The sequence below is a fragment of the Streptococcus fermentans genome (genome assembly GCF_040888305.1).
Taxonomy (GTDB): domain Bacteria; phylum Bacillota; class Bacilli; order Lactobacillales; family Streptococcaceae; genus Streptococcus; species Streptococcus fermentans.
Map to the genome: position 1 here is coordinate 37,827 of NZ_JBFNFG010000003.1, position 14,743 is coordinate 52,569.

At 41.2% G+C, this 14,743-nt stretch carries 18 protein-coding genes and 1 pseudogene; 3 read left to right on the top strand and 16 right to left on the bottom strand.

What is annotated here, in order from left to right; all coding sequences use genetic code 11:
• From AB2B50_RS04180 to AB2B50_RS04190, 3 genes and pseudogenes are all read left to right on the top strand, one after another.
• On the top strand, nucleotides 1-741 hold the full coding sequence (locus AB2B50_RS04180) for a HEPN domain-containing protein (protein ID WP_320692606.1): 741 nt from the start codon (nucleotides 1-3) through the stop codon (nucleotides 739-741).
• 103 nt (nucleotides 742-844) lie between these two features.
• Nucleotides 845-985 (top strand): annotated as a pseudogene (locus AB2B50_RS04185) (DNA cytosine methyltransferase); the annotation flags it as partial.
• 176 nt (nucleotides 986-1,161) lie between these two features.
• The gene (locus tag AB2B50_RS04190) at nucleotides 1,162-1,956 is read left to right on the top strand and encodes a Fic/DOC family protein (protein WP_320692607.1); all 795 of its coding nucleotides are present in this window, start codon (nucleotides 1,162-1,164) and stop codon (nucleotides 1,954-1,956) included.
• Between the two features lie 146 nt (nucleotides 1,957-2,102).
• Here AB2B50_RS04190 and AB2B50_RS04195 read toward each other — a convergent pair whose 3' ends face one another.
• The 16 genes from AB2B50_RS04195 to AB2B50_RS04270 all read right to left on the bottom strand — a co-directional run bounded on the left by AB2B50_RS04195 (nucleotide 2,103) and on the right by AB2B50_RS04270 (nucleotide 14,551).
• Nucleotides 2,103-2,702 (bottom strand): response regulator transcription factor, encoded by a 600-nt coding sequence (locus tag AB2B50_RS04195; RefSeq protein WP_320692608.1) that lies wholly within the window; start codon nucleotides 2,700-2,702, stop codon nucleotides 2,103-2,105.
• The gene (locus AB2B50_RS04200; protein ID WP_320692609.1) at nucleotides 2,703-3,800 is read right to left on the bottom strand and encodes a sensor histidine kinase; all 1,098 of its coding nucleotides are present in this window, start codon (nucleotides 3,798-3,800) and stop codon (nucleotides 2,703-2,705) included.
• A complete protein-coding gene (locus AB2B50_RS04205; RefSeq protein WP_320692610.1) occupies nucleotides 3,800-4,537 on the bottom strand; it encodes an ABC transporter permease in 738 nt (245 codons plus the stop codon). Before AB2B50_RS04205 ends, AB2B50_RS04200 begins: the two co-directional genes overlap by 1 nt.
• A gap of 1 nt (nucleotide 4,538) precedes the next feature.
• A complete protein-coding gene (locus tag AB2B50_RS04210) occupies nucleotides 4,539-5,423 on the bottom strand; it encodes an ABC transporter ATP-binding protein (RefSeq protein WP_320692611.1) in 885 nt (294 codons plus the stop codon).
• Complete coding sequence (locus AB2B50_RS04215) at nucleotides 5,410-5,604, bottom strand: hypothetical protein (RefSeq protein WP_006154913.1); 195 nt, start codon at nucleotides 5,602-5,604, stop codon at nucleotides 5,410-5,412. Before AB2B50_RS04215 ends, AB2B50_RS04210 begins: the two co-directional genes overlap by 14 nt.
• Entirely contained in the window at nucleotides 5,601-5,807 is a 207-nt protein-coding gene (locus AB2B50_RS04220; protein ID WP_049509882.1) for a hypothetical protein, read from the bottom strand. Before AB2B50_RS04220 ends, AB2B50_RS04215 begins: the two co-directional genes overlap by 4 nt.
• Nucleotides 5,808-5,931: 124 nt before the next feature.
• Entirely contained in the window at nucleotides 5,932-7,599 is a 1,668-nt protein-coding gene (locus tag AB2B50_RS04225; RefSeq protein WP_320692612.1) for a DAK2 domain-containing protein, read from the bottom strand.
• A 2-nt stretch (nucleotides 7,600-7,601) separates the two neighbouring features.
• Complete coding sequence (locus AB2B50_RS04230) at nucleotides 7,602-7,967, bottom strand: Asp23/Gls24 family envelope stress response protein (RefSeq protein WP_000216431.1); 366 nt, start codon at nucleotides 7,965-7,967, stop codon at nucleotides 7,602-7,604.
• A 150-nt stretch (nucleotides 7,968-8,117) separates the two neighbouring features.
• The gene (rpmB, locus tag AB2B50_RS04235; protein ID WP_001140948.1) at nucleotides 8,118-8,306 is read right to left on the bottom strand and encodes a 50S ribosomal protein L28; all 189 of its coding nucleotides are present in this window, start codon (nucleotides 8,304-8,306) and stop codon (nucleotides 8,118-8,120) included.
• A 106-nt stretch (nucleotides 8,307-8,412) separates the two neighbouring features.
• Nucleotides 8,413-9,087 carry a LiaF transmembrane domain-containing protein gene (locus AB2B50_RS04240; RefSeq protein WP_320692613.1) on the bottom strand — a complete coding sequence of 225 codons (675 nt, stop codon included), beginning with the start codon at nucleotides 9,085-9,087 and terminating at the stop codon, nucleotides 8,413-8,415.
• A 4-nt stretch (nucleotides 9,088-9,091) separates the two neighbouring features.
• Nucleotides 9,092-9,538 carry a LytTR family DNA-binding domain-containing protein gene (locus AB2B50_RS04245; RefSeq protein WP_004250544.1) on the bottom strand — a complete coding sequence of 149 codons (447 nt, stop codon included), beginning with the start codon at nucleotides 9,536-9,538 and terminating at the stop codon, nucleotides 9,092-9,094.
• A 118-nt stretch (nucleotides 9,539-9,656) separates the two neighbouring features.
• The gene (locus AB2B50_RS04250; protein WP_320692614.1) at nucleotides 9,657-10,160 is read right to left on the bottom strand and encodes a phosphatase PAP2 family protein; all 504 of its coding nucleotides are present in this window, start codon (nucleotides 10,158-10,160) and stop codon (nucleotides 9,657-9,659) included.
• A gap of 2 nt (nucleotides 10,161-10,162) precedes the next feature.
• Entirely contained in the window at nucleotides 10,163-10,519 is a 357-nt protein-coding gene (locus AB2B50_RS04255; protein ID WP_320692615.1) for a DUF2200 domain-containing protein, read from the bottom strand.
• Between the two features lie 67 nt (nucleotides 10,520-10,586).
• The gene (locus AB2B50_RS04260) at nucleotides 10,587-12,347 is read right to left on the bottom strand and encodes an ABC transporter ATP-binding protein (protein WP_320692616.1); all 1,761 of its coding nucleotides are present in this window, start codon (nucleotides 12,345-12,347) and stop codon (nucleotides 10,587-10,589) included.
• Nucleotides 12,337-14,106 (bottom strand): ABC transporter ATP-binding protein, encoded by a 1,770-nt coding sequence (locus AB2B50_RS04265; protein ID WP_320692617.1) that lies wholly within the window; start codon nucleotides 14,104-14,106, stop codon nucleotides 12,337-12,339. Before AB2B50_RS04265 ends, AB2B50_RS04260 begins: the two co-directional genes overlap by 11 nt.
• Nucleotides 14,090-14,551: a MarR family winged helix-turn-helix transcriptional regulator gene (locus tag AB2B50_RS04270; RefSeq protein WP_320692618.1), complete on the bottom strand. Its 462-nt coding sequence runs from the start codon at nucleotides 14,549-14,551 to the stop codon at nucleotides 14,090-14,092. The genes AB2B50_RS04265 and AB2B50_RS04270 overlap by 17 nt, the downstream gene beginning before the upstream one ends.
• Nucleotides 14,552-14,743: the final 192 nt, after the last annotated feature.

Here is a 14,743-nt window from a genome sequence, read left to right on the forward strand (position 1 = left end):
ATGAATCATAGTAGCTTAGATAAGACTAGTATTCTAAATACATATGATGAATACAAAAATGTTTATAATAATTCACTAGGTTCTTTAGAAGGTAATGCTAAAATTCTTCTCGAGAATTCTTTATATCTATCTATTTTTACAACTTTTGAATTATTTTTAAAAGACATAATTGATATATATATTAGAAAAGCTCTAGCTGATGAAATTTGTTTTAGCAAATTAGTAGACTCTTTTGCAATTGAGTATCTAAAAAATAAAGAAAGACAGTTTGATAATTTTTTTAAAGATCAAAATCTTGATAGTTTTAATAATATCAAGTCTTTATTAGAAAACAAACTTAGCGAAAAGGACTTAAGAATATATGTAAGATTTGAGTTTTTACACAAAAAGAAATTAGATAAGTACTATCCAGCACTTATGGAACAAATATTAGGTATAAGAAATTTTTTAGAAAGTGTTGATATTGAATTTCCAGATACAGATAGCGCTACTTTAGGGGTTGAGTTACGAGAAGTTAAGAATGCTAAAGAATTTTTATCAATTTATACAGAGAAGATAAGAAATAGCATCGCACATGAGAATAGTCACTTCTCGGTTGGGAATATCTCGTTCGATAAATGTGTAGAAAGTTTTAAAGATATTACAAATAAAATATACGATCAATTTATATCATATAATGATTTGCAAGATACAGAAAGACTATCAGACATAATGAGAGATAATATTCTAGCTCAAGAATAAAATTCCTTTTTTAATAACCAGTTTATTAAAAATTCTACAAAAGCAATTCAGTTTACTTTAATTAGGATATAATTCATATCTTTAAAAAGCAGGTTCCTACACAACAAACCCTCTAAGTTCGAACCGCTCTAAGAAGTACAACATTGCAGCTTTCTTCTCAGATGTTGGAGGAATTGAGTTGGGATTTGAACAGACCAACGAGTTCAGAGTGGTGTATGCCAATGAATTTGATAAATATGCGCGCTAGAATTATTCATTTAATCAAACCATTCATCCAAAGGCCTTTCAAATGAGTGCACGGGATGTTGAGTATAACTCTTTTATTACTTCTTCATAGAACTTATTATGAATGTTTTTTATAGTTCACCCCAATTTCATCATTTACCGATAACACAGAAAAACAATTGAAAGGACCTTTCTATGCAACCAACTTACAACATTGACAATCCAAACTTGTCTTATGAAGCTAAGCGTGATTTATGGCGGATAGGTTTTGGTCTGCAGAAAGTTGACAATCTGGTGCCATCAGCTTATATGGAATCTTTGGCTGAGAAACAGGCTCGGGGTGAACTGACTTATGAGCAGGTTTATGAGGATGCAACGACTTATCACCATACTATTGATGCAAGTACGGAGGAGGCAGACTTGGTTTCTTTGCGTATTGTAGAACTCTTGTCTCGAAGAGGCTTTAGCTTCAGTCCTGCGACCTTACTTGCTATTCATAAGGAATTGTTTCAGGATATATTTGAACCCTCTATTCCGGTGGGGCAATTTCGTCAGACCAATATCACAAAGAATGAACCTGTTTTAAATGGTGAAAGTGTTGTGTACTCGGATTACTCTATGATTCAAATGACCTTGGATTATGATTTTAACCAGGAAAGACAAGTTGCATATGCGACACTAACCCAGGCGGATATGGTTAAAAAAATCCAGTATTTTATTTCAGGAATCTGGCAGATTCATCCATTTCGCGAAGGAAACACTCGGACAGTAACGGTCTTTTTGATTCAGTATCTTCGTGAGTTTGGTTTTGATATTGATAATACACCATTTCAGCAACATGCCAAGTATTTTCGTGATGCCTTGGTATTAGATAATGCAAAGATTTTACAGCGACGTCCTGAGTTTTTAACAGCTTTTTTTGAAAATCTCTTGCTCGGTGGTCAAAACGATCTGTCTTCAGAAAAGATGTATCTAGACCTCGATCTTTAAAAATCCTGATGCTAAATTTCAGGAGAAAATGAAATAAATCTTTCCACAATAAAACGCATAGTATCACGTTTTTTCAATACCTGATATTATGCGTTTTTTGATTTTAAAGACTTTTTACCCATCCTCTTTTTACTTTCTTTCTCCCCTCACAACCAGCCTTCTTCCTCGGCAGTTTTGGCTGCTTCGGTTCGGTTGCTGGCGCCTAGTTTGGAGAGGATATTGGTCATGTAATTACGGACCGTGCCGTTTGAGAGGTAGAGCTTGTCCGCAATTTCTTGGTTAGACAGGCCTTGGGCTACTCCATGTAGAACGGCGACTTCCTGCTCGGTCAAGGGGTTGGGATGGGTCATCATGACTTCCATCAGTTCTGGAGAATACTCCTTTCGCCCCTCTAGCACCGTATGCAGGGTTTGCATGAGCTCGGCAATGCTCCGCTCCTTCAAGACATAGGCATCGACTCCTGCTTTGACCGCTCGTTCAAAATAGCCTGGGCGTTTAAAGGTCGTAACGATAACCACCTTGATTTCAGGAATTTCTTGTTTGATCCACTCGAGAGCTTCTAGTCCTGTCTTGACTGGCATTTCGACGTCAAGGATAGCTATATCCACCGCTTCTTTCTCCAAAATTTGGATGGCTTCAGCTCCATTTTTCGCCTGCAGGACAGTCTCCACATCTGGTTGAAAGCTCAAGAGCTGGCACATGGCGTCTCTCAGCATACTTTGATCTTCTGCGACTAATACTTTCATCTACTTTCTCTCCTTATAAGGCAGATGCACGCGCACCTCTGTGGGATCTTTCAAACTGACCAGCTCTACTTGACCTGAGAAGACTGCTGCACGGTCACGGACTGTATGGAGTTCATTTCCTTCTACAGTTGCAAAGCCTTTCCCGTCATCTCTGACTGTCAGGAGCAATTCCTGATCTGTGCGTTCCAGTTTTAGATAGGCTTTTTGAGCTTGGGCATGCTTGATGATATTGGTTGCCAGTTCTAACAAAATCATAGCAGCCGTGGACTCTACATCCTGGGTCAAGCTAGCCTTGTCCAACTGATTATCAACCTCAACCTCAATCCCAGCAATCTCTAGCATCTTTTTGACAGTCTCAAGTTCTGACGCTAGGGTCCGTGATTTCAGATTTTCCACAATGGTTCGTACTTCATTCATGGAATCCTTGCTTATCTGGTGAATTTCTTTTAATTCCTTCTCCACCTGTGGATAAGCCTCCATCTGAAATAACTGCAAAGCGAGATCCGTCTTGACACTCAGCATAGCAAAGGTGTGTCCCAGACTATCATGCAAATCCTGACCGATACGACTGCGTTCATTTTCAGCAAGCAATAGATTTATCTGGGCATTTTGCTTGGCCTGAGCTTCTTTCAAATCCTCCACAATCCGAATCCGAACCAAACCAAAAGTCATCAAATCCACAAAAGTAAGAATTCCAAGCAGATAGACTAGAAATTCAACTTCGATTTTCTGAAAAATCAACAGTTGCCCCACAACAAGCACTTGAGCAAGGAGAAAAGTCCGGACATGTAAAGAATTAAAACTACGGACACCAAAATGATAAATTAAGAGATTGGATAGGAAAAAGAAAAACCAGATATAATTTACAGCAACAAAGGCGGTATTTCCAGCAACATAGACCAGCATGATCCCCCAGAAAAGCCAGGAAAGACGAAGGCTCTTAGTTGTTAAAACACCCAAATACGCCACTATAAATAGAATATCAATCAATAAATGCCAGACAGCTAGTTCCCCAGTCACTACAGGAAGGATGGGGAAAACCATAAAAATCAAACTGGCCCAAAACATATAGTGTATGCTTTTCAGTCTTTCAAGCATTAAGCATTCTCCTTATGACCTTGAAGGTAAATGGTCAAACCAAACAAAACTGCTGAAAAAACAAGTAGATAAACTGTAGCTGATAAATTGATGCCATTCTCATTTAAGAAGGTCTTGAGCAACTCCATCAACTGATAGGTTGGTAGGCACTTCCCGATTGCTTGCATCCAGTCTGGAAATAAAGAGATGGGCATCCAGAGCCCACCTAAAACAGCCAAGCCTAGATAGAGAAGATTGCCCACGACAGACATCAGCTGACTAGAAGGCAAGAGTGTCAAGGTCAAGCCAAGCGCTACAAAAGCTACACTTCCTACTATCAGCAAGAACGCAGCTCCAACCCAGCTTCCTAAAGGCATATCCACACCTCTTACAAAATGCCCAACTGAGAAAACAACCAGGATTGAAACCAGATAATCAATCATCATACTTGTTATCTTTGATAGATAATATTCTACCATATTTACTGGAGTATGGCGTAATGTTTTCTGCCAGTTGTTGATCTTGTCGGTATGTAAAACAACTGGGAATGAAAAGATAGCTGTCGACATCATGGAAAAAGCCGTCATGGAGATGAGGTAGTCACGCATAAAATTAGCCGGTCCATCTGGTGTGTCTTGGTACATGCCTGAAAAGAATAAATAAAAGGCTGTCGGCATCCCTACTGATAATAAATAATAGACTAGTTGCCGTTTGGTCAATAGAAATTCTATCTTGTTTAGTGCGATCCATCGTTTCATCTTAGTCATCTCCCTTTTGTGTTTCTTCAAAGATTGTATCCAGCAAGCTACGGTTATTGACTTCAATTTCTTGAATCCTACAGCCTGCCTGGACTAACAGTTCCCAGAAAGCATCCGCTTCACGTGTGACTACTTGCAGAGCATCTCGTTTTTGTATCCAGTTTTCAACCAAGTTTGACTGCTCAACGACTTCCTTGTAAGCTAGAGGAAGGATAAAGTGCTTTTCAATCTCCTCACTACGCATGGCTAGAGGTGTCGTATCACGAATCAACTCTCCCTTATTTAAGACCAAAATCCGGTCAGCTGTATGCTCTACTTCTTCGATATAATGGGATGAATAGAGAATGGTGACTCCCTGCGCTTTTAGGTCCTGGACAATTTCCCAAAAACGTTGACGAGTTGAGGTATCCATGGCTGCAGTAGGCTCATCCAAAAAGACAAGCTTTGGTCGGCCAATCAAGGTCAAGACAAAAGAGAAAAGACGCTTTTGCCCACCTGACAATTTTTCTGCGAATTGCTCTTTTTGTTGCTGGTCAAACTGCAATAGTTGATCGATTTCCTGGTTGCTCAAGGGATTTGGGTAAATACTTTGAAAGAAAGCAATCAACTCTTTGACCTTTAATTTCTGAACGATGACATTTTCTTGAGGGAGGTAGGATCTTGTGTAGTCTAACTGAGAGCTCGTCACTGGCAAGCCTTGGATGGATACTTGACCGCTTGTGACCAGTTTATCTCCAAGCAAACAGTCCAAGAGTGTGGTCTTCCCAGCACCATTGGGCCCAATCAAGGCGACGCATTCACCCTCAGCTACCTCAAAGGAAATATCCTTCAAAATAGCCTTGCTCTTGATGTTTTTATTTAGGCTTTCTACCTTAATCATGTTCATGATATTCTCCTTTCAGCCACTCCTTTCCCATCGGAAAGGCGATAAAAATCATAAATCCTAATCCCCAGGCACCGCGAATGGCTTGGTGAAGGAAGGCTTGATCAAACCAACCTGTAAACATTTCTACCAACCATACCACTAGTGATAGTCCAATAAAGAGATAGAGAATCGCTTTTTTCATTTTTCAAACTCCTTTTTCACATCTGAGACTAATTTCAAACCTTCTCGGATCAACCAAGACATGATTCCAAAGCTTGCGAACAACTCCCAAGGGAAATGATAGAAGCCTTCATCCAATCCAGAAAACATGAGATAAGTCATGACTCCTGCTGCTACTAAACTCATTGCGACAATTACTTTATGTTTCATTTTTTCTTCCTCCATTTGATACATCTAGTATATCTCTTTGAGGCTACTGCCACTAGAAGCTTCTGTCATAAGGAGATATGACAAATGTCATAAAAAAGAAAGCTGATTTCTCAACTTTCTTTTTCTTATTATTTATTTTTTATTCCACACTGAAAAGGTATGGGTATACTGGTTGTTGACCTTGGTGGATTTCTACTTCTACATCTTCGAATTCTTCTGCGATTTCTTGGGCGATTTGGTTAGCCAATTCTTCACTTCCATCTTCACCGATATAGAAGGTTACGATTTCACTGTCTTCATCCAACATATGTTTCAAAGTTTCAGTCAGAGTTTGGTGCATATCAGGGTTTGATACAAGGATCTTACCATCTACCATACCAAGATTGTCATTTTCATGAATTTCTAGACCATCGATAGTCGTGTCACGAACGGCTGTTGTTACACTACCGCTGACCACGTCAGCAAGAGCTGCAGTCATACGTTCTTTGTTTTCTTCGATAGACTTGCTTGGATCAAAAGCAAGAAGGCTAGTCAATCCTTGAGGAAGGGTACGAGCTTCTACCACTACTGCTGGTTGTTCCAATACCTCTGCGGCAGATTGAGCTGCCATGAAGATATTTTTGTTGTTTGGCAAGAAGATAATGTTACGAGCATTGACTTGCTCAACAGCCTTGATAAAGTCTTCTGTCGAAGGGTTCATGGTTTGTCCACCTTCGATAACATAGTCCACACCTTGAGCACGGAAGATATCTGCCAATCCTTGTCCAGCTACTACTGCGATAAGGGCATATTCTTTTTCTTCAGCTGGCTTGCTGACTTGAGCTGCTTCTTTTTCCACTTGTGCTTCGTGTTGGTTACGCATGTTATCGACTTTAACCTTAACCAAGCTACCATACTTGAGACCTTCTTGCATGACAAGACCTGGATCTTCTGTATGGACGTGAACTTTAACGATTTCATCGTCATTGACAACAAGCAATGAGTCCCCAAGTTCGTTCAAGTAGTTACGGAATTCTTCGTAGTTAAACTCTTTAGCATAAGTTGGGCCTTGTTTAAGGGCAACCATGATCTCCGTACAGTAACCAAAGGTGATGTCTTCTGTTGCCACATGCCCAGCTACAGACTTGTGGTGTTCTGCATTGATCATTTCACTCATGTTAGCTGGAGTCGCGACAAAGTCTTCAGAAGCACTGTATTCGCCAGTAAGAGCTGAAAGGAAGCCTTCATAGATGAAGACCAAACCTTGACCACCAGAGTCCACAACCCCAACTTCCTTCAAGACTGGAAGCATGTCTGGAGTCTTAGCAAGGGCTGTTTTAGCTCCTTCCAAGGCAGCGCGCATAACCTCAATGGCATCGTCTGTCTGCTCGGCTTTTTTCTTAGCACCGATGGCAGCCCCACGTGATACAGTCAAGATTGTTCCTTCAACTGGCTTCATAACAGCCTTGTAGGCTACTTCAACACCTGATTGGAAGGCAAGAGCTAGGTCTTTCCCTGTCAACTCTTCTTTGGTTTTGATGGCTTGCGAAAATCCGCGGAAAAGCTGAGAAGTGATAACTCCTGAGTTCCCACGCGCACCCATCAAAAGACCTTTAGCCAAGATACTTGCAGCCTCACCAACAGTTGAAGCTGGTTTGTCTGCTACTTCTTTGGCACCATTTTCGATAGTCATTCCCATGTTTGTTCCTGTATCTCCATCTGGAACTGGGAAGACGTTCAATGAGTTGACATATTCGGCTTGCTTGTTCAAACGAGTAGATGCAGCCTGTACCATTTCTTGAAATAAGCTTGTAGTAATATTTGACACGATTATTCTCCTACAACTTTGATATTTTGAATGTAGACATTCACAGTTTGAGCAGTGATGCCAAGTTGGTTTTCCAAGCTAAAACGTACACGCTCTTGGATGTTTTTTGAGACTTCACTAATCTTAGTTCCGTAGCTCAACACGGTATATACATCAACTGCAATGCTACCATCTTCGGCCGCTTTTACAACGACACCTTTAGAATAATTTTCCTTCCCAAGGAGGGCTTGGAAATTATCTTTGAGGGCTTTCTTACTTGCCATACCGACCACACCAAAAATCTCAGTTGCTGCACCGCCTACAACGGTAGCAATCACTTCATCTGTTAGTTCGATTTGACCATCTTTTGTATTAATTTTTACAGTCATTTTTTCTACCTCAACTAGTTGATACTCTATTTTATCATATTTCAAGCCAAGTGTAAAAGCAGAATACTGTATCGGCGGATATTTGCTCCTTTGACGAGACTTTTTGAGCTTAGAGCAAAAGAAAAAGACCTGATGGCCTTTTACTCTTTATTAAACACGTTCTACTTTACCTGATTTCAAAGCACGAGCTGAAGCCCAAACTTTTTTAGGTTTACCATCGATAAGTACAGTAACTTTTTGAAGGTTTGGTTTTACGGCACGTTTTGTTTGGTTCATCGCGTGTGAACGGTTGTTTCCTGATACAGTCTTACGACCTGTAAAGTAACATACTTTAGCCATTTGTGTTTTCCTCCTATTAGATCTAATATAGCGGATGTGCTAGCACCACATACCGTACTATGTTATCACACTTTCTCTTTTTTGGCAAGGGGATTAGAAGATTTTTTTATTTAACGTAAACGACACCTAATTTCCCAAAAGCAACGTCTCCACGGATAATCAAAGTTTTGCTGGTTGGAGCTAGAGGGGCATCTGCCTTGGCTGCACCACAGAAAGTCTCCACCTTAAGGTCCACTCTCCAGTGTTGGGGAACGTAGATAATTGCATTCCCAAAACCGACTTCTATCTTCAAGGTTGCGCTATCACCTAACATCTCTGCATTGTCATAATAGATTTTGGCATTCCCAAATCCGACTTCAAACTCGTCTTCTACCAATTCTTGGTCTTGCTTGTAAAATGTACCCGCCCCAAAAGCGACTTCCTTGTCTGTCAGAATGGTCTTTTCACCGTCATACCACCATTTTTTTCCATTCCAAGTTCTGTTAGAATGAGTGAGTGCGCTGACACCCATTACGATTAAAATACTTGCCCAGAACAATGATTGATTTGGAATCGGTAAAATGTCATAAAAATGATTAGCAATCATGAGGGCCACTAGGGCTGTAAAAGAGGCTGAAGTTAAGTGGCGACGCAACAAAGCTTCAACTGATTGATAGGCAAAAAATCCAATACCGATCAAGGGCCAAATGTGCCCTCCTAGAGAAGGAATTCCAAAATTTCCCTGCAATAATACTAAGGCTGCCAATACTAGCAATACAATACCAAATGCTTTCTTTTTCATGTTCTTACCTCATGTTTCTTAGATTTTCTTTTAGGAGGGATTGGTAGTGCCGTGACACGTGCACCTCCTTGTGGGTCTGATAAAAGGAAATAGTGCCTGTCCCTGAGAAGGACTTGTCCACCGAGTAAACCTGCCGGATATTGGCAATGGTAGACTTGGATACCCGACTGAAATAGCGGGGCAGAATGGACTCCAACTCATAAAGCTTGAGCCGAACCTCGTAGGCTTCTTTCTGGGTATGGGCGTAAATCTTGCTACCTTCCGTCTCAAAAAAGAGAATTTCTGCCAAGTCTAAGTAGTACTCACCCGTCCCCTTATAGAAAATTAATCTAGGAGCCTTGGTTTCTTGCAAGAGTCGTTGTAAGTCAGCTATTTCATCTGTCAGGGCTGCAGCCTTGATGACAATCTCTGTCTCAGTTAATTCACTATCAATCTCGATTCGTAACTTCATCCTATCTCCTTTCTGCATCTACTATACCAAAGGCCAGAAGACTTTACAAGGGCAAAAAAGCAAGTGGTCACTTTTGACCCGTAAGTGGTTACGAGGCCAGGCCCACTTGCTTTGCATTTCACAAAATAAAGAAAAGAATTCCCCAGATGAGCCCACAGGCGTAGCCAACTAAAACATCCTTGGGATAATGTACTCCACCCAAGACCCGCACAAGACCGAGAAAAGCTGACAAGACCAATAAAATCAACCCCACAGGCAGATTTGCATGTAAACAAGCCACGGAAATGATGGTTGCTGAAAAGACGTGGCGACTAGGCATTGAATTGCCAGAACTGTCCTTATCTAGTAGCGGGACAATTCCCCAAGTCTCATAGGGGCGCGGTTGATTGATCCACTTACGAACGAGTGTCAACAGGATAAAACCAAAGGCTGGCACCAAGATATAAGTATAGAGGTCTTTCCCAATCCCTTTACTGATAAAGCTTGTTCCCAACAGGGTCAGGTAAGCTAAGGGCATCAGGACTGTCATCATGCGATTAAAGACTCGCATCAGTTGCAAAATTTGTGGATGTCCAAGGAGACTTGATTTCCTCTTATCGTACCACTCTTGATAGTTTTTCATTTCTATTTCTCATACTTTTCTAGGACCTGCTGGGCTGTTTTCCCCTTGGCAAGCCAGTCTACTAATTTGTCCAGACGACGGATTTCCTGCATCAGAGTATCCTCAATTTCCTCAATACGAACCCCACAAATCTTTCCTGTAATCGCTATCCGTTCAGGAGCATAAGACGGCGCCTGTCGAAAAAAATCTCCATAAGTAAGGTCTTTATTCAGACAAGTGAGGATGTCACTCACTTCATAACCTGTCAGCCAACTGGTCACTTGGTGAACGGATTCTGCCCTTCCACCCTTTCGCTCAACTTTTGCGATCAAGGCTTGATAGACCGCAGAAAAATTCATATTGTGTAATTTCTGACTCATACTCTCCTCTTTCTATTATACCAGTATAAAGAAGAAAAAGAAGGCCGTCAAGCCTTCTTTTGAATGACTATTCTTCTACTTGGTCTTCTATAAATTGACTATTGTAGAGGTCGGCATAGAAACCACCTTGAGCCATGAGTTCCTCATGATTTCCTTGCTCGATGATGTTTCCTTCTTTCATGACCAGAATCAAATCAGCATTGCGGATTGTTGACAAGCGATGAGCAATAACAAAGGATGTGCGTCCCTCCATCAAACGGTCCATAGCCTTTTGAATCAGCTCCTCCGTACGAGTATCGACTGAGGATGTTGCTTCGTCCAGAATCAAGAGCGGAGCATCCTTGATCAGAGCACGAGCAATGGTCAAGAGTTGTTTCTGTCCGACTGACAAGGTCACTGTATCATCCAAAACAGTATCGTATCCATCAGGTAAGGTTGTGATGAAGTGGTGGATTCCTACTGCTTTGGCAGCTTCAATCACACCTTCATCACTGATACCTGTTTGATTGTAGACGAGATTGTCACGAATGGTTCCTTCAAAGAGCCAGGTATCCTGCAAGACCATTGAAAAGGCATCGTGTACTTCTGAGCGCTTCATAGCCTTGGTATCCACACCGTCGATGCGGATGCTCCCCTTATCAATCTCATAGAATTTCATCAAGAGGTTAACAATGGTCGTCTTCCCAGCGCCAGTTGGTCCGACAATCGCGACCTTTTGACCTGCATGAGCTGTCGCAGAAAAGTCATGAATGATCGTTCGCTCCGGTGTGTAGCCAAATGAAACTCTGTCGAAGATTACTTCACCCTTCATGTTGGTCAATTGTCTTTCCTTATGAGATTCATCTTCCATTTCTTCTTCACCTAGAAATTCGAAGACACGAGTCATGGCTGCACTAGCTTGTTGTAAGCTGGTAATTCCTTGGGCAATCTGTGATAAGGGTTGCGAGAAGGTTCGAACATAAACCATGAAGGCTACAATAATCCCGATACTGATATACCCTTCAAGAGCCAAGGCAGCACCGACGATAATGACTAGAACATAACTAAAGTTGCCTACAAAGATCATGGCAGGCATCATAATTCCAGAGATAAACTGAGATTTCCAGATGCTATCATGTAGATTCTGATTCAAGCCTGCAAATGTGTCTTTTGTTGGTTCCACAGCATTATAGCTGGTCACAACATTGTGCCCAGAGTACATTTCTTCCACATAGCCATTGACAGCTGCTAGGTTATTTTGTTGAGCTTTAAAGTAGCCTTGAGATTTAGCCATAATCACTGAGACCGCCGCAAATCCAACAAGAGTTGAAACAACGGTTACCAGTGCCAAAATCCAGTTCATGCCAAACATGGTAATCAAAACAGCAATCAGCAAGAAGCTAGCTGAGATCACTGTCCCAAGACTTTGGTTAAGTGACTGAGCTGCTGTATCAACGTCATTAGTCACGCGAGAAAGGGTATCCCCTTGAGAATGACGGTCAAAATAAGCAAGTGGCAAGCGATTGATTTTCTCAGCGATAGCCTTCCGCAAACGTTTTGAGAAATGTTGGATACTAGTTGAAAAAATGTAGGCTTGCGTATAGTTCAGGATAATCCCAAGCACATAGAGGATAACCAAAAAGCTAGCAATACTTGAGACAGCCTCTAGGTCAATTTCTGTCATTAACCCATCTGAAATCAAATTGGTAATTTCTTTGATCTTAGTTGGCCCATAAACCGTGATAATACTTGAACATATAGCCGCCACAACTGCGATTAGTAGGGGAAGTTGGAGACCTGCTAGAAAAGGTCTACACTGTTTCCATAAGGACATTTTCTTATTTTCCATGTTCCAATTCCTCCTTCGATAGTTGTGAATAGGCAATTTCTTGGTAAACTTCATTGTTTGCAAGAAGTTCCTTGTGGGTGCCTTGTCCCACGACTTTACCTTGATCCAAGACTAAGATCAGGTCTGCATCCATAATGGTTGAAATGCGTTGGGCAACGATTAACTTGGTCATTGATTGTGTTTTTTCAGCTAATACTTGACGCAAGATACGATCGGTCTTGTAGTCCAAGGCTGAGAATGAATCATCAAAAATGAGAATTTCTGGCTTCCGAGCCAAGGCGCGTGCAATAGCCAGACGTTGCCTCTGTCCACCTGAGAAATTGGTCCCGCCTTGAGCTACTTCTGAAGCTATACCCGCTTCCTTATCTTCTATAAAGTTTTTAGATTGAGCCAATTCCAGAGCTTGCCACATGGCCGTCTCACTTAGTGGCGTTTCTTGACTCTTACCAAAGTCGAGATTGCCCTTAACATCTCCAGAAAAGAGCACAGCTTTTTGTGGGATATAGCCGACTTTATTACGCAAATCTTCTAAGTCATAATTCTGAACATTGACGCCGTCTACTAGAATTTCTCCCTCTGACACATCATAAAAACGGGGTAAGAGGTTAACTAGAGTAGATTTACCAGAACCAGTTGAACCGATAAAGGCAATGGTTTGCCCTGCTTCTGCCTTGAAGCTGACATGTTCCACTACTGCTTCTGAGTTTTTAGAGTAGCGGAAGGTTACGTCGCGGTATTCCACTTGACCTTTTACAGAAGAGTTTGCTATCTGTGGGTGACTAGGATTTTCAATAGTGGAATGAAGGTCCAAGACTTGATTGATACGACCTGCAGAAACCAAGGTACGAGGCAAGACGATAAAGAGAGCACCCATGAGTAAGAAGCCCATTACCACTTGCATAGCATAGGACATGAAGACCACCATATCGCTAAAGAGGGGTAGACGCTCTGTCAAGCTAGCGTCGTTGATAAGATAAGCACCAATCCAGTAAATGGCAAGGACCAATCCGCTAGAAATCGCCATCATAATAGGATTCATAATGGCCATTAAGCGACTGACAAAGAGATTGATTCGTGTGACTTCATCATTGGCTTCTTCGAATTTCTTATCTTGGTATTCCTCAGCATTGTATGCACGAACAACCCGAATCCCTGTCAAACTTTCACGAGTAATACTGTTCAGTTTATCTGTCAATTTTTGAATGACAGATTGTTTAGGAAAGGCCAAAGTCATCAAGACAGTTGTCATCAGAACATTGACGATAACGGCCACCACTACTGCCCAGATCCAGTATTCTGACTTGCCAAGTATTTTACCAATGGCCCAAATAGCCATGATAGGACCACGAGTAACCACTTGGAGTCCCATGGTAAAGAGCATCTGAATCTGTGTGATATCATTGGTTGTCCGAGTCAAAAGACTAGGAATAGAGAAACGTTTAATTTCTGTCTGAGAATAATCCAATACACGATTAAAAATATCGCTTCGTAGATGAGCCGTATAGGATGCTGCAACTCGAGCGGCAAAAAATCCAACTGTTACAGATGATAGGAAGGCTAAGAATGACAAACCCATCATCTTAGTTGCTGGCGACCAAAGGTCTCCCAACTCCGTACCTGGCGTTCCGAGTAATTCTGTTATTTTTGAAACGTAAGTCGGTACTTCTAACTCTAGATAGACCGAGCAACAGGTAAAGAGAACAGTTATTAGAATCATGCCCCACTCTTTTCCTGTGATACGCTTAGCGAGTTTCTTCATTCTTACCTCCTATTTTTTCTACATTTGCTTGTAGTTGGCCCATGACTTCTTCAAAAATAGCGAGATTCTCTTCGGAAATGCCATCAAGCAAACTACGGTTCATTCGATCAAAGAATGATTTGATTTGTTTCATCTGAGAGCTTGATTTTTCGGTCAAGTGAACAAATTTCGCCCGTTTATCACTTGGGCTCACCTCCAACTCTACCAAACCATTTTGCACCATACGCTTGACCAAATTACTAGCAACTGACTTGGTAATATTGAGTTCTTGTTCAATATCCTTGATGAGTGTTAATTCTTGTTCATGCTCACGACGTTCTAAAAAACGAATGACCTGCCCTTGCGGTCCCCCCATAAATTCAATGCCACAACGCTTGGCTTCCTTTTGTACCAGTAGATGTAACTGGTGACCAAAACGTTTAAAGACCAACATCGGTTTATCCATGCTTTCCCCCTTCTAAGTGAAAATAGTTCTCTTGAGAACAATTAAGTTTTCATGAGAACTATTTTATCATTTTCAGAAAGGATGTCAAGAAAAAAAGTTTTCTAGAGAACTATTTTAGTTAAAATTGACAATAGTTGATAATTTCTCTATAATAAACCTAACTTATCTGATTACACTAGAAGTGGGAGAATT

Coding starts and splice junctions, on each gene's coding strand:
- AB2B50_RS04195 (WP_320692608.1), bottom strand. CDS start 2,702: ATGAAAGTATTAGTCGCAGAAGATCAAAGTATGCTGAGAGACGCCATG.
- AB2B50_RS04250 (WP_320692614.1), bottom strand. CDS start 10,160: ATGAAAAACTATCAAGAGTGGTACGATAAGAGGAAATCAAGTCTCCTT.
- AB2B50_RS04270 (WP_320692618.1), bottom strand. CDS start 14,551: ATGGATAAACCGATGTTGGTCTTTAAACGTTTTGGTCACCAGTTACAT.
- AB2B50_RS04200 (WP_320692609.1), bottom strand. CDS start 3,800: ATGCTTGAAAGACTGAAAAGCATACACTATATGTTTTGGGCCAGTTTG.
- AB2B50_RS04220 (WP_049509882.1), bottom strand. CDS start 5,807: ATGGAGGAAGAAAAAATGAAACATAAAGTAATTGTCGCAATGAGTTTA.
- AB2B50_RS04190 (WP_320692607.1), top strand. CDS start 1,162: ATGCAACCAACTTACAACATTGACAATCCAAACTTGTCTTATGAAGCT.
- AB2B50_RS04210 (WP_320692611.1), bottom strand. CDS start 5,423: ATGAACATGATTAAGGTAGAAAGCCTAAATAAAAACATCAAGAGCAAG.
- AB2B50_RS04245 (WP_004250544.1), bottom strand. CDS start 9,538: ATGAAGTTACGAATCGAGATTGATAGTGAATTAACTGAGACAGAGATT.
- AB2B50_RS04180 (WP_320692606.1), top strand. CDS start 1: ATGAATCATAGTAGCTTAGATAAGACTAGTATTCTAAATACATATGAT.
- AB2B50_RS04260 (WP_320692616.1), bottom strand. CDS start 12,347: ATGGAAAATAAGAAAATGTCCTTATGGAAACAGTGTAGACCTTTTCTA.
- AB2B50_RS04255 (WP_320692615.1), bottom strand. CDS start 10,519: ATGAGTCAGAAATTACACAATATGAATTTTTCTGCGGTCTATCAAGCC.
- AB2B50_RS04230 (WP_000216431.1), bottom strand. CDS start 7,967: ATGACTGTAAAAATTAATACAAAAGATGGTCAAATCGAACTAACAGAT.
- rpmB (WP_001140948.1), bottom strand. CDS start 8,306: ATGGCTAAAGTATGTTACTTTACAGGTCGTAAGACTGTATCAGGAAAC.
- AB2B50_RS04265 (WP_320692617.1), bottom strand. CDS start 14,106: ATGAAGAAACTCGCTAAGCGTATCACAGGAAAAGAGTGGGGCATGATT.
- AB2B50_RS04215 (WP_006154913.1), bottom strand. CDS start 5,604: ATGAAAAAAGCGATTCTCTATCTCTTTATTGGACTATCACTAGTGGTA.
- AB2B50_RS04240 (WP_320692613.1), bottom strand. CDS start 9,087: ATGAAAAAGAAAGCATTTGGTATTGTATTGCTAGTATTGGCAGCCTTA.
- AB2B50_RS04205 (WP_320692610.1), bottom strand. CDS start 4,537: ATGAAACGATGGATCGCACTAAACAAGATAGAATTTCTATTGACCAAA.